This is a genomic window from Streptomyces sp. NPDC104367, from assembly GCF_055583825.1.
Genome location: NZ_JBVJND010000059.1, coordinates 1 through 13678, shown reverse-complemented (window position 1 = coordinate 13678; position 13678 = coordinate 1). Strand labels below are relative to the sequence as shown.

Annotated in this window: 10 protein-coding genes and 2 pseudogenes; 7 read left to right on the top strand and 5 right to left on the bottom strand. The window is 67.6% G+C overall.

Annotated features, from left to right (window positions below; genetic code table 11):
• Positions 1 to 37: 37 nt before the first annotated feature.
• Positions 38 to 295, bottom strand: a pseudogene (locus ACZ619_RS44275) (transposase); the annotation flags it as partial.
• Between the two features lie 51 nt (positions 296 to 346).
• On the opposite strand from ACZ619_RS44275, the pseudogene ACZ619_RS44270 reads away from it, so the two are divergent.
• Positions 347 to 888 (top strand): annotated as a pseudogene (locus ACZ619_RS44270) (IS701 family transposase); the annotation flags it as partial.
• 418 nt (positions 889 to 1306) lie between these two features.
• On the opposite strand, the gene ACZ619_RS44265 reads toward ACZ619_RS44270, so the two are convergent.
• Positions 1307 to 2383, bottom strand: a complete 1077-nt coding sequence (locus ACZ619_RS44265) for a tyrosine-protein phosphatase (RefSeq protein ID WP_469611646.1) — start codon at positions 2381 to 2383, stop codon at positions 1307 to 1309.
• 307 nt (positions 2384 to 2690) lie between these two features.
• Positions 2691 to 2999 carry a hypothetical protein gene (locus ACZ619_RS44260; RefSeq protein WP_401675437.1) on the bottom strand — a complete coding sequence of 103 codons (309 nt, stop codon included), beginning with the start codon at positions 2997 to 2999 and terminating at the stop codon, positions 2691 to 2693.
• Between the two features lie 78 nt (positions 3000 to 3077).
• Between ACZ619_RS44260 and ACZ619_RS44255 the strand changes: the two genes are divergently transcribed.
• A complete protein-coding gene (locus ACZ619_RS44255) occupies positions 3078 to 3317 on the top strand; it encodes a hypothetical protein (protein ID WP_469611645.1) in 240 nt (79 codons plus the stop codon).
• 477 nt (positions 3318 to 3794) lie between these two features.
• On the top strand, positions 3795 to 5075 hold the full coding sequence (locus tag ACZ619_RS44250) for an MFS transporter (RefSeq protein ID WP_469611661.1): 1281 nt from the start codon (positions 3795 to 3797) through the stop codon (positions 5073 to 5075).
• 110 nt (positions 5076 to 5185) lie between these two features.
• Here ACZ619_RS44250 and ACZ619_RS44245 read toward each other — a convergent pair whose 3' ends face one another.
• Positions 5186 to 6421, bottom strand: a complete 1236-nt coding sequence (locus tag ACZ619_RS44245) for a hypothetical protein (protein WP_469611644.1) — start codon at positions 6419 to 6421, stop codon at positions 5186 to 5188.
• 393 nt (positions 6422 to 6814) lie between these two features.
• Here ACZ619_RS44245 and ACZ619_RS44240 point away from each other — a divergent pair, with 393 nt between their 5' ends.
• From ACZ619_RS44240 to ACZ619_RS44225, 4 genes are all read left to right on the top strand, one after another.
• Complete coding sequence (locus ACZ619_RS44240; protein ID WP_401661661.1) at positions 6815 to 7489, top strand: hypothetical protein; 675 nt, start codon at positions 6815 to 6817, stop codon at positions 7487 to 7489.
• Between the two features lie 187 nt (positions 7490 to 7676).
• Positions 7677 to 10733, top strand: a complete 3057-nt coding sequence (locus tag ACZ619_RS44235; protein ID WP_469611643.1) for a Tn3 family transposase — start codon at positions 7677 to 7679, stop codon at positions 10731 to 10733.
• Positions 10734 to 10792: 59 nt separating this feature from the next.
• Entirely contained in the window at positions 10793 to 11230 is a 438-nt protein-coding gene (locus ACZ619_RS44230) for a hypothetical protein (RefSeq protein WP_469611642.1), read from the top strand.
• Positions 11227 to 12390 carry an epoxide hydrolase family protein gene (locus ACZ619_RS44225; protein WP_469611641.1) on the top strand — a complete coding sequence of 388 codons (1164 nt, stop codon included), beginning with the start codon at positions 11227 to 11229 and terminating at the stop codon, positions 12388 to 12390. Before ACZ619_RS44230 ends, ACZ619_RS44225 begins: the two co-directional genes overlap by 4 nt.
• A gap of 12 nt (positions 12391 to 12402) precedes the next feature.
• Here ACZ619_RS44225 and ACZ619_RS44220 read toward each other — a convergent pair whose 3' ends face one another.
• The gene (locus tag ACZ619_RS44220) at positions 12403 to 13380 is read right to left on the bottom strand and encodes a tyrosine-type recombinase/integrase (protein WP_469611640.1); all 978 of its coding nucleotides are present in this window, start codon (positions 13378 to 13380) and stop codon (positions 12403 to 12405) included.
• Between the last annotated feature and the right edge of the window lie 298 nt (positions 13381 to 13678).

Genomic DNA, 13678 nt, shown 5'->3' with positions numbered 1-13678 from the left:
CTGCCCGACGCAGGATCTCACGCTCGAGCTCCCACTCCTTCTCTTCCTTGCGCAGCTGGCCGTTCTCCGCCCGCAGCCGGGCCAGTTCCTCGTCCCGGCTCTCCGTGTCCTGCTCACCGCGGCTGCGATCGCGGCCGGCATGTTCGTCAGCCTGCCGCACCCAACTGTGGAGCGTCTCGCCCGTCACCCCGACATCCGCTACGACCGCCGCATACGCGCGCTTCCCGCCCGCCGCACGGTACAACGCGACGGCGTCACTCCTGAGCTCCTCCGGATACGGAGACTTCCGTCCCACCAGGACACCCTTCCTCGGATCTGCAAGATCCATTGTCAGCGTGTCCACACCGCCGAGGGCACCTCAGGTGCACGGACGCCGGACGTCCAGCGGCAGCAATTCTTCCTGTCCGAATCCCCCTGGGAGGCCGAACAGATCAACGACCGGCGCCTGCATCTGCTGCGCGAGAAGTCGGCGACGGCTCCGCGCGACGCCGGGGTCATCGTGATCGATGACCCCGGGGCCGCAAGGACGGCATCGTCACGGTGACCACCGTATGGACCGACGGTCGCGTCTGCTACCCCCTGCACGCGCACCCTTACACTCCTGCCCACCACTTCGCCCGCGGCCGCTCCGATCCCGCCTTCCGTAGGGAACCGCAGTTGTCCGCTGCCCTCGCGGCCCGCGGGAAGAAGGCGGGCTTCGGCTGCCGGGCGGTGGTCGCAGACTGCGCCTACTCCGTCAGCGACGACTGGTATCTCGCACTGAGCGAGACGAGCCTGGCCTACGTGGTGGCGCTCAAGCCACATCGCGGCACCTGGGCCTGCTCTTCACCTGGGCCAACAGCCTCGTCGGCAGTGTGGACCTTGAGTTCTCCATCGGCCCGAAGGCCCACCAAGATGCGATGCGCTCCTTCCACCGACACCAGGCGAAGCTCGCAGAGGCCCCTCGCGACGGCATGACGACGCTACACGTCCCTCCGGACATACACCGAGGGCTCCAACCCGTTCAAGCACGGGCGTCCTGAAGGACCACGGAGACCCGCATTGGTCGATCGTCCCGATCCCGGGCAGAAACGCCGGACACACCACCTCGCCGCCCGCAGGCTCGGGAGGTCGTCTCATCATTCAGGTCAGCTCGTCGACGAGAATGAGTCGGTCCACCACCTAGCGCTCGGCGCGTATGGACCAGCGTTCAAGGCAGCGACCACAAGCGAGCGGGTTGGAACTCCTGCCGCTTTCCGCCCTCGACCGGACACGGCGACGTGAACGCAGATTCCGCGGCGTCATGGCCAAGAGAGCTGCGGGCCGTTCATCCCACCAGCAGCTCGGCGCGCAGCTTCCTCATTCCCTTGGCGTCCAGGCCCAGCGCCTTCTTCTCGTAGTTAGCAAAGGTGCCGTACTTGTCCTTGATCTCGTCGAAGCCGGAATTCAGGTACTCGGGGCGAACGTCCACCATCGGCTTGTAGGCCGCGGCCGCGGCGGGGGGCATCGCGGCCAGCGTTGCAACATTGACAGCGGCGCGATAGTAGTTGCTGGCCAGGTAGTCCGCCATGACCGAGGTGTGAGGCACGCCCAGCGCGGTCAGCAGGAGGGCACTAGCCCAGCCGGTCCGGTCCTTGCCGCCCGTGCAGTGGTACAGGGCGCCGTCGGCCTCGGCGGCGACACCGTCGAGTACGAGAGCGAACGCGGCTTGGGCGGCCGGGCTGTTAACGAAACCCTTCTCGCCGTCGATCATCATCTGCCCGGCGACTTCGGCTGTAGCCGGCACGCTGAGGTCGACGTCCGAGCCGGCGAACACATCGGCGACAACGTAGCGTGCGCCCGCGGGCACCTTGTCCGGGGCTTCGGTCCGCTCCCTAAGGGTGCGCAGGTCGTAGTCGGTCGAGATGCCGAGCCGCTTGAGCTTGGAGAGGTCGGCGGTGGTGAGGTTGTTCAGGGCGTCTGAACGGTAGACCACACCCATCTTCACCCAGTGGCCGTCGGCGGTGCGGTAACCGCCGACATCACGGAAGTTGACGGTGCCGTCGAGCTTGATCAGCCGATCCGCGAGGCGCAGCTGCCCGCCGTGGTCGGGAACGAGATCGAACCACTGGCGGTCGGCGGCGGGAAGGTGCTTGACGGTGACCTCACCGGACGAACCGCCAGACGCAACAGTCCGACCTTTCACACGAATCGACACGTGACGGACCCCGGGTGCATTCCAGGTGATCACGTACGAGCCTTCAGCGCCTGCCTTCACCACGGCCTGCGTGAAGGGGATCTCGCTGGAGGCGTGCCGCGCGTGTCCGGTCGGCACAGCGGACGCGTGGGGCGCGGCCAGGCCGAGTAGCAGGAAACCTGCCACGAGCGCGCAAGTAGTGGTATGGACATATTTTTGATCAGGCATGGCCAAAATCTTCCTCTCTGAAAATGATCAGATCTCCAACCTCAGATGAACGTGAGGGGATTCGGGGGCATATGACAGAGACTCATCGGCACTGGGGGCTGCAACGGCATGGTGGCACCGGGGCCGAACCCAGCCTCGGCCTGGTGGGCAGGACGGTCGTTAGCGATGAGCGGGCGGCCTCATCGTGCCTGTGGAACTCGAAGGTCTTGCCGCTCCACTCCAGGACCTCAGCTGGGCGGGGATACTTGCCGTCGCCGCCGGATAGTCTAGTGCTCTGACCGCATAGACACCTCACGTTGCTATGCCGTCAAGTTCGAGGGATGAGGCCTCCGTTCACGGCACGGCCGAAGAGCCGCTGATGCCATTCGTTGGCGTCCGGTCCGGGGTCGGTGGTCAGGACAGGGTTCGGGCCGGTCTCGATGAGGTGGAGGAGCGTCCAAGCGACGCCGTAGCAGTCGTCCGGACCGAAGCAGGTGACGAGCGCACGGGCTTCCTCCCCCGTGACCGGCTTCGGGATCGCTTCGAGCTGCTCGATGCGCCTGTCGATCTCTTCTTCGCTCGCGTCCCAGTCAGGGAGCGGGCCGTCGGCGACGAATGCCTGGACTTGAGGTCTCACGTTCGAATAGTCGGTTGCTGTCGACCTCCCGGGCAAGATGCGGGTGCGCCCGGCGCCTGACAAGGCGCGATAGGCGTCATGGAATCCGATCTGCCGACCGTGAACGTGCGGCTGTGGCATGCCGACGCCGTCGTCCTGTTCGACTGGTTGATGAGTACCGATCTCGACGCAGTCCCCATCACCCATCCCGCGCAGAAGCAGGCCTTGGTCGACCTGCTGAGTCGACTGGAGTACAACGTCGATGCCGACATCGCCGGTTCGACGAGCGAGGAGATCGCCGCCGCGCAGGCGGGGGTGGCCCGGGATATGGGCTGGTAGGACCGCTCAACCTTCCAAGCGACAGGTCAGGCAGCCGCTGCCCCCGTCGGCGAGGACGACGCCGCGAGGAACGCGGACTACTCGTCGAAGAGCTCGCGTTTCTGTAGGCAGTGGTAGAGCTGTCCGATCATGCGGTTGAAGAGGTTGCGCTGGGCGGCCGCGTGCCAATCGCCTTGTTCGCGTCGGCGCCGGTAGTGACGTGCCCAGACCAACACCCTGCAGGCGGCGCCCGGACCGGCCAGGACCCCGGGCGCGGACCGCAGTCGTAAAGATGGCCCCACGGGTGAGTAACGGCCCCGCTTGGCCGCCTGACAGGGCTTGATCACCAGTGAGTTTCGGCCCCACCGGAAAGTAGCCGTGAGCCTTCGGCACCTGTTTCTGACTCAGCTCTGAGATGCGTCTGATGATGTCTTGATCACGGGGTGGTGGCTGGTCTGGGTCACTACGCTGAGCGCCTTCACGCCTGGGGAGGTTCGGTTGGTGCGGCGGAGCACGCTCGGGCAGGATTTCCGTCGGTTGTGGGGCGCCTACGCGGTCAGCGCAGCGGGCAGCGCCATCGGCATGGGGGCCTTGCCGTTGGTTGCCCTCCTGGTGCTGGATTCCTCTGCCTTCCAGGTCTCTTTGCTCGCCGCGTTGTCCGCGGTGGCCAGTGGAGTGATCGCTCTGCCGCTCGGTGTGCGTATCGAGCACCGGTACAAGCGACCGGTCATGATCACCGCCGACCTGGCCCGCTGCGTTGTGCTGGGGAGTGTTCCGCTCGCCATGGCTTTCGGCAGGCTCACCTACACCCAGCTGTGTGCCGTCGGCGTTCTCCAGGCGGCGGCGTCCGTCGCGTTCGAGGCCGCGAGTGGCGCGCATCTGAAGGCACTTGTCCTGCCCGAGCAGCGTCTTCGTGCCAACAGCCTGTTCGAGACGACCAACTGGATCAGCGTCAGCGCCGGCCCGCCCGTGGGCGGGCTTCTCATCGGGGCACTGGGCACGGCCGCCACGATGGTGGTCGACGCGCTGTCCTTCCTCGGATCGGCCCTGGGCATCCGCCGCATCCGGCAGCCTGAACCCGCGCCACCGGACCGCGCCGTCACCTCTCACCTGGGCCGCGACATCGCCGCCGGCTGGCACTGCCTCCTGCGGCACCCGGGACTGCGGCCGCTGTTCTTCAACGCTCTGCTCTTCGGCGGCTCCATCATGATGACGTCACCGCTGATGGCCGTCCTCATGCTGAACGACCTCGGCCTGGCACCGTGGCAGTACGGACTCGCCCTGGGACTGCCGTGCCTGGGCGGCGTGCTGGGCTCACGCCTGGCCCCGCTACTCACCCGGCGATACGGACAGCGCCGCATTCTGCTGCTCTCCGGTGCCGCACGCACGCTCTGGACGATCCTCCTGCCACTGACGCCCTCCGGAGCCCTCGGAGTGTCCGTCATCGTGGCCGCCGACTTCGGCCTGCTCCTCTCCGCCGGGGTCTTCAACCCGACGTTCACCACGTATCGCATGGCGGCCACACCAGACGCGTTCATGTCCCGCGTCGGCACATCCTGGTCCGTCGGCTCGAAGGCCTGCCAGGCCGCCTTCATGACCGCCGGCGGCCTCATCGCCGCCCCCCTAGGGGTACGCGGTGCCCTGCTCATCGCCGGACTGCTGTGCATGGCGAGCACACTGCTCCTGCCATGGAGACAGGAACACCTCTCCACGGACGATGTTTCGGCGCCCACGACGGAAACGGCTCCGCCCGCGGTCACGGACACTCCCCCCGCATAGCGGATACGCCGGATTCCTGGAGCGGCCATCCCGGGGTGGGAGAGTGGAACTCAGGGACTGCGGTCCGGGCCCGGCGATGGTCTGCCGGCCCGCTGCGCAGGGCCCGGCGATCAGGATGACTTGGTGGTGTCCTTTTGGTTGGGTCTCGGTTCGGGCATTCGTAGGTAGAGGTTGGTGAGTGTCTTTCCGGCTTTGAGCCAGTCGAGTTCTTGCGCCTCCAGCGCGGCGATCGCTTGCGTTTCGCCGGCGAACTCTTGGGCGAGCTGGGCGTGCTGGAGTCCCGTCGTCCAGTTGCCGCCCCACACTCCGATGGCGGACTCGCCGCTGTACTTGCGCATGACGGAGCCGCGTCTGGGGTCCGACCAGATCGGAACCCGCCGGAACGACCGTGGCAGTGAAGCTGCGAAGTCCTCGACCAGCCCCGCCGCTTCCTCAGCTGTCGGCGGGGACAGCCAGACCGAGTGGTTCATCTCGGCCTGACCGCGAGACGAGTAGTAGGTGCCCTCAACCAGCAGCACGTGGCGCCCGTAGCGCTGCGCCGCTCGGTAGTTGTGCTTGCCGGAGAAGGCCACGATCCGCTGGTCGCATCTGGTCGCGTCGGCGACGAAATCGACGTCGCTCTCGGGATTCAGGGTGAACGCCACGGGCGCGGCGGCGATGGACCGGCCGTCGAACACGACCACACTTGCGCGAAATGGGTCGATGTACCAGACCCGGTCGGCATCACGCTGGGCGAACAGCCGAGAGTGCGGATGATGCTGTGCGGTGACCCAGGCAACCTGTTTGACCGCCTGCTCCGGCCACTCGGCGGCCGGACCACCCTCGTCAAGCAACTCGGCGGCGCTCCGGTCGAAAGCGCCGTCGGCAAGCCGGTCCATGTCGCGAACGCAGTCCGGGCAGTCGTCGACGCCGCCTTCCATGAACGTGTAGAACCCGCGGTGCTTGCGAAGCGGCCGACCAGTCTTGCACCGACGCCACAGTGCGTACCACGCAGCCGCCCGGTCTCGGTCGTACTGACGCACCGCAGCCCCGACCCCGTACTCGAGGACGCTCGCGGCCAGCTTGGAATCGGTCCCTTCCACCCAGCGTTCAACCCAGAAATCGGTGGCCTCCACGACCTCCCGATCGTTGCGCAGCTCAGTGCGCCGTCCCGACCTGTACGTCCCGGGCGTTTTGTGGATACCGACAACGTACTTGTAGACGCTGCACGTCATCGGCCCGGACCCGGCCCGCAGCCGGGCCATCACCGAACGATGAAACCCGGGCGTCCATGTCTCCCCCATACCCGCCGGCATGGGGGCGTTGTCATCGAACAGCGCCTCGACACAGCGGCCCAGATCACTCATCGACTCCTCCGGACCACGCCCAGTACCAGGCGTATCCCCCGACGGACATCCCGCGGAAGGGGACAGCCCGCCTCGCACGAAGCCCGGCGGGAACCCCAGATCCGTCAGCAACCCGTCCGCCCGGGCCGGCTCCCCGCCCCACCCGCCACCCTGAAGATCACCAGACATGACCGGCACTGTAACCGTGCCCACCGACACCTCCCCCTGCGGACCCCCGAAGCCAATCCCCTTAGGAAGACACGCAAGACACGTACTTCCACCTACTCGTACGTTCTGCGCCGCTCTTGCGAATGGTGCGAAATCAGCTATTGAATACCACTTCCGGCGCTCGTACCACGTCCGCGCCGTCGATCATGAGCGTTGCCTTTCTCCCTGCCTGAAGGAACTCCGAAGATGACTCAGACCGGAGCAGTTGTTCTGACCAAGGCGTCGCCTACGGTCTCGTTGGACAAGAGCGGCGTGACGTCAGGTCTGATCCGCGTGAATCTGAACTGGACGTCACCTCGGGCGGTCGCAGAACGGGAAGCCCAGCAGGTACAGGGTGGGTGGTTCCGCAGGATGAGGGCCTCCTTGCGGGCGAGCGCGGCCAAGGACGTGGATCTCGACCTTGGCTGCATGATCAGATGCAGCGATGGCAGCAAGACTGTCGTGCAGGCCCTCGGCAACGCCTTCGGCGCAGTGAATCGCTTCCCCTACGTCGCGCTTGACGCGGACGACCGGTCCGGTGCCCGAGCCGCGGGCGAGAACCTGGTGATCAATCTCGACCACCAAGCCGAGTTTTCGAAGCTCCTGCTCTTCGTCTACATCTACAACGGCTCCGGGGACTTCCGCGGTCTCGACGCAGTGGTGACGCTCACTTCTGATCGTGGCGACAGTTTTGCCGTGCACCTCGACGAGTGCCCACCGCAGGGCCATGCCTGCGCGATCGCTTTGATCAAGCGCCAGAAGGGGGAGCTCGTCGTGGGGCGCGAGGTGAGGTGGTTCACGCCGCAGGACGGTCCAGGCATCCAGGACGTGATCTCGCGGGCCTACCGGCTCGGCATGAAATGGACACCCGGCCAGAAGTAGCCCTCGACCATGCGCCCTATGCAGCTTTCCGCAGTCTCAGTCGCCGATCGCCTGCGCTTCTGGGGGTTGAGGAACATCCATGTCAGATCGTGCGCTAAGCCTTCGCGGCATCCAATGACGCTTTGACCTGGGCTGATCGTACGGCGCAGCCTTCGCGGGTCGATGTTGTCGATCTTCGGAGGACCTGGTGGCAGTCGAGTTTCTGTCGGATCAACAGGCCGCCCAGTATGCAGCGTTCAACGGAGCGCCGTCGCGTGCGGAGCTGGAGCGGTATTTCTTCCTGGATGACTCGGACCTGGAGAAAGTGCAGGCCAAACGGCGTTCGCACAACAGGCTCGGGTTCGCGGTCCAGCTGACGAGCGTGCGCTACCTGGGCCGGTTCATGCCGGACCCGCGGCAGGTGCCAGCAGAGGTCGCCGAGTACCTCGCCGAGCAACTGGGGATCGCGGATGCGTCGTGCCTGAAGGAGTACGGCGAGCGGGACGGGACGGCCCGTACGCACGCCGGGGAGATCCAGGAGGCCGGGGGCTGGAGTGACTTCGCCGAGGTGCGGGACGAGCTGAGCGGGTGGCTGGATGCGCGAGCGTGGACGACCGGTGACGGGCCGAAGTCTCTGTTCGACGCGGCGGCCGGGTGGCTGCGCGAGCGCCGGGTGCTGCTGCCCGGGGCGAGCCGTCTGGCCCGGCTGGTGGGCACGGTTCGGGAGGCGGCGAACAACCGCCTGTGGGACACCCTGTACGGCCTGCTGAGCACCGGCCAGCAGGCAGTGCTGGACTCGCTGTTGTCCGTTCCGCCGGGTGCCCGGATCTCGGAGCTGGACCGGCTGCGCCGGGGGCCGGTGCGGATCTCCGGGCCGCAGATGAAGTGGGCGCTGGAACGGGCCGAGGAGATTGCGGCTTTCGGGATGGGCGAGGTGGACGTGTCCGCGATACCGCCGCGGCGGCTGGCGGAGCTGTCCCGGTACGGAATCGATGGCAAGGCGTCGCTGCTCAGGCGACACGGTGACTCCCGGCGCCTGGCCACGCTGCTGGCCACTGCGGTCTACCTGACATCCCGGGCGGTCGATGACGCCTTGGACCTCCTGGAGGTGCTGATCTCGACGAAGCTGCTGGCCAGGGCGGAGCGAGAGACGGCGAAGGAGAAGCTGAAGACCCTGCCGCGGGTGGAGAGGGCGTCGGCGAAGCTGGCCGCCGCGTTCCAGATCGTGTTCGACAGCACCAGCGAGCAGGTCGACACCGACACCGGGGAGATCACCCCGCCCGAGGTGGAGACGCTGGAGGCGATGTGGGAGCGGATCGAGCAGGTGGTGCCCCGGCACGAGCTGGCGGCGGCGATCGCAGCACTGTTCGAGCTGACTCCGCCGCTCGACTCGGATGCGGACGAGGCATGGCGGACCCAGCTGGTTACCCGGTTCGGCACCGTACGGCCGTTCCTGAAGCTCCTGGTGACGGTGGTCGACTTCGACGCTACCCCGGAGGGCCAGCCGGTCCTGAAGGCGTTGAAGTCGCTGCCGGACCTGATGGGACGCAAGAAGGTCGGCCCTGCCGAGATCGACACCGGTCTGCTCACCGGGTCGTGGCGGCGCCTGGTGCTGTCCGCGCCGCACCTGGAGCCGGGCACGGCGGACTGGAAGGCGTACGCGTTCTGCGTGCTGGAGCAGACGCACCGGATGCTGCGAAGCAAGCAGGTGTTCGCGAAGAACTCCTCCAAGTGGGGCGACCCGAGGGCGAAGCTGCTGGACGGGGAAGCGTGGAAGCAGGCCAAGCCCAGCGTGCTCGCCTCGCTCAACCTGCCCGCCGAGGCGGGGGAGCACTTGGCCGCGCGGGCTGCGCTGCTGGACGGCACCTACCGCGAGGTCGCCGCGCGGGTGCCGGCGAACTCGCAGATCGTGTTCGACGACGACGGCCGCCTGCACTTCGCCGCCCTCGAGCCGGAACCCGAACCCGCCTCCCTGCGCCAGCTACGGGAAGCGGTGGAGGCGATGCTGCCCCGGGTCGACCTGCCGGAGGCCCTGCTGGAAGTGGTCTCGTGGACCGGCGCCGACCAGGCGTTCACCTCGGTCACGGGCGGCGAAGCCCGGCTCAAGGACCTACACGTGACGATCGCCGCGCTCCTTGTAGCGCACAGCTGCAACGTCGGCTACACCCCGGTCATCGGAGCTGCGGACGCCCTGAAGTACGGCCGCCTGTCCCACGTCGACCAGACCTACCTGCGGCTGGCGACGTACCGGGCCGCGAACGCCACGCTGATCGACTACCAAGCAGCCATCCCGCTCGCGCAGGCATGGGGCGGTGGCCTGGTCGCCTCCGTGGACGGCATGCGGTTCGTCGTCCCCGTGCCGTCGGTGTACGCGCGGCCGAACCCGAAGTACTTCGGGCGCCGGGGCGGGGCGACCTGGCTGAACATGATCAACGACCAGGCGGCGGGGCTGGGAGGGAAGGTGGTGGCCGGCACCCCGCGCGACTCCCTGTACGTGCTGGACGTCCTCTACGACCGCGACGGCGGCAAGCGCCCCGAGATGATCGTTACCGACACCGCGAGCTACAGCGACATTGTCTTCGGTCTGCTCACCCTCGCCGGGTTCGCGTACGCGCCGCAGCTTGCTGACCTGCCGGATCAGAAGATGTGGCGCATCGACCGAGCCGCCGACTATGGCGCCTTCCAGAACGCGGCCCGCGGCCGGGTCGACCTCGCCCGGATCGAACGTCACTGGGAGGACATCCTGCGGATCGTCGGCTCCATCCACACCGGCGCCGTGCGCGCGTACGACGTGATCCGGATGCTGTCCCGGGACGGACGCCCGACCCCGCTTGGCGACGCGATCGCGCACTACGGGCGGATCTCCAAGACCCTGCACATCCTGCGCCTGGCCGACGAGCCCGGATACCGCCGCCAGATCAAGAGCCAGGCCAACCTTCAGGAAGGCCGCCACTCCCTCGCCCGCAAGATCTTCCATGGCCGGAACGGGCAGCTCTACCAGCGCTACCAGGACGGCATGGAGGACCAGATCGGCGCCCTGGGGCTGATCCTCAACGCCCTGGTGCTGTTCAACACGCGGTACATGGACGCCGCGGTGAATCAGCTGCGTGCGGATGGCTTCGACGTCCGTGACGAGGACGTGGCCCGCCTCTCGCCGTTCGTGCGGCACCACATCAACATGCACGGCCGGTACTCCTTCCAGCTTCCCGACCTGCCCGGCGGCCTGCGGCCGCTACGCGCCGCAGACGCTGTAGACGGGGAGTAGCAAATCCAGGATGGTCAGGCTACCTTGACGTCAAGGTAGCCTGACGAAATACTCGGGCCATGTCGACTCCCGATGACCTTGAACGTCAGTTCACGCTGCTGACCGCGGTCGCGCGCTACGACGCGCTGCGGACGCGCGACGCCCTCGCGGCGCCGCTCGACGAGGACGATGCCGCGACCGCGTCGCCCGATCCGGACGAGGCGCCCCTGACGCGCAGCGACGCGCTGGAGATGCTTGCGCTCGGTGAGGTGATCGCCCGCAAGGCCACCTACGGCCGTCAGCTGTCCGTCCGTTCCGCGCGTCAGGCCGGGGCGTCGTGGTCTCAGATCGGCGCCGCGCTGGGCACCAGCAAGCAGGCGGCCTGGGAGGCGCACAACCGGTGGATCGACGAACAGGCCCAGCAACAGGAGAACCCGGGGCACTGGGGCTGGGACGAGGAAGACGTCACAGCCGCTCGGATGCTCGCGGGCGAGCCGAATGAGGAGGAGCGCGCATGAACGAGGATGCTCAGACGGTAATCCGCCCTTTCGAACTCAGCATTCCCCAGGCGGCCTTGGACGACCTGGCCGCACGGCTGGACGCCACCCGGTGGCCGGACGAACCCACCGCTCCTGGCTGGTCGCAGGGGGTGCCGTCAACGTACCTGAAGGAGTTGGCCGCCTACTGGCGCACGTCGTACGACTGGCGCGAGCAGGAGGCGTACTTAAACCGGCTCCCCCAGTTCACGACCACGATTGACGGCGCGGACATCCACTTCCTGCATATCCGCTCTCCCGAGCCGGACGCGCTGCCGCTGCTGATCACCCACGGCTGGCCGGGGTCCGTCGTGGAGTTCCTCGACGTCATCGAGCCCCTGACCGACCCGCGCTCCCACGGCGGTGCGCCGACCGACGCCTTCGACGTGGTGATCCCCTCCATTCCGGGTTACGGCCTGTCCGGGCCGACCAGAGAGGGCGGCTGGGACATCCCCCGAGTCGCAGGTGCCTGGGCCGAGCTCATGCGGCGGCTGGGCTACCGCCGCTACGGCGCGCAGGGCGGCGACTGGGGGCATTCGATCACCCTGGAGCTGGCCGCTCTCGCCCCGAAGCAGGTCGTCGCCATCCACCTGAACACCCTGTTGACGCTGCCCCCGAACGACCCCGCCGTGGCCGCCGGACTCACCGACGAGGACTGGACGCGCCTGAACCGGCTCCTTGAGGCGGAGCCCGAGATGTCGGGGTACGCCAAGATCCAGGGGACTCGTCCTCAGACGCTGTCCTACGCGCTGACCGACTCTCCGGTCGGGCAACTCGCATGGATCGTCGAGAAGTTCAAGGAGTGGACGGACAGCGCCGACGTGCCCGAGGATGCAGTCTCCCGCGACCGCTTGTTGACCAACGTGATGCTGTACTGGCTCACTGCGACCGCCGGATCCTCCGCCCGCCACTACTGGGAGGCGGCCCACTCCTCAAAGCCGCCACGCACCAGCTGCCCCGCCACTCCCACCGGCGTCGCAGTCTTCGCCGCCGATATCGCCCGCCCGGTTCGGAGACTCGCGGAACGGGATCACAACATTGTTCACTGGTCCGAACTGCCCCGCGGCGGGCACTTCGCCGCGATGGAACAACCCAACCTGTTCACCGCCGACGTCCGCACTTTCTTCCGGCGTTTCCGCTGACATCTCCGGCGGTCAGCGCCGAGCATCGCCTGGCGCCAACAGGCTCGTGACCTCGGCGATCGCCTCCGGCGAGGGATGGAAATACTTGCGGACGTTCTCCGGCTTCTTGTGCCGCGACTTTGCCATGAGCATGGGCAGGCTGGCCCCGGCCTCGCCAAGGTGGGTGAGGCCGGAGTGCCGGTATTCGTGCAGGTCCCAGCCCGTACCGGGCACGCCGCCGACGGCCGTGTGCGCGTCCAGCAAAGCGCGGGCCTGGCCGTACGACAGGCGGACCAGGCCGGTGTCCGGGCAGATGTCGCGTGGCCCGAGGACCTTGCCAGGGCCGGGCTTTCGGTGGGTGACGAACACCGGGCCGCGGGTGCGGCCCTTGACCAGCCGGGGCAGGAGACGGGCAGTGCCGGCGTCCCAGTACACGGTCTCCAACACGAAGTCCTCGCGCGGGGCGCCCCGGCGGCGCGTACGTGGCTGAGCGCCCTTGGCCTTCACCAAGGCTCGGCGGCCCGCCAGGTCCAACTCCTCGATGTTGACGCCGAGGATCTCCTCTGCCCGCGCGACTGTCTCGTACAGCATGCGCCACAGCGTCTTCTCCCGGAGGTGAACATCTCGACGGGCGATCAGCCGGTCGACCGCCATCTTCGAGCGGGCCGGGGTCTCCGAGTCCGGCGGGGGCAGCCGCTTCACCCAGGCCGGCACCCGCGGGCCGTCGTACCCGCGCTCAGCACACCAGCCCAGCCACGACAGCACCGCCGCCCGACGGGCGTTCCACGTGTTGACCGCCGACTCGCCCCACATCTGTTCAAGGGCTCCGCCGATCTCGTCGTCCGCCACGGTGGCGAGCGGCCGGCCCTCGCCAAGCCGTTCCGCGGTCTTACCGACCCCGATTCCGTACGACCGGAGGGTATTCGCGTTGCCGAGCGAGTCGAGGAACACATCTGCCGCGGTGCGGACGGTCAACGCCTTCCCGGCGGGCAGTCGTACGACGACGGGCACAGTTTCCCCTTGCCGCAGATAACAGGGTCGCTTCGCGCACGGCACCGTCGGCGTCGCCGCAGGCCGCGATCAACAATGCCGCAGATAATAGGGCATTATCCGTGGGAAGACTTCAGGCGGGTCCGGCCGCTGACGCTCCGTCAGCCGCCCATCAGGGCCGACGGCGGCTTAGCGCACGATCTGACATGGATGTTCCTCAACCCCCGAACCGTACGGAAGAGGGATCATGAGCAAGCATCTCCGGACAGCCGCCGCAGCCAAGGACGCCCCGCGGGAACTCAAGCAGGAACGGGCCGGC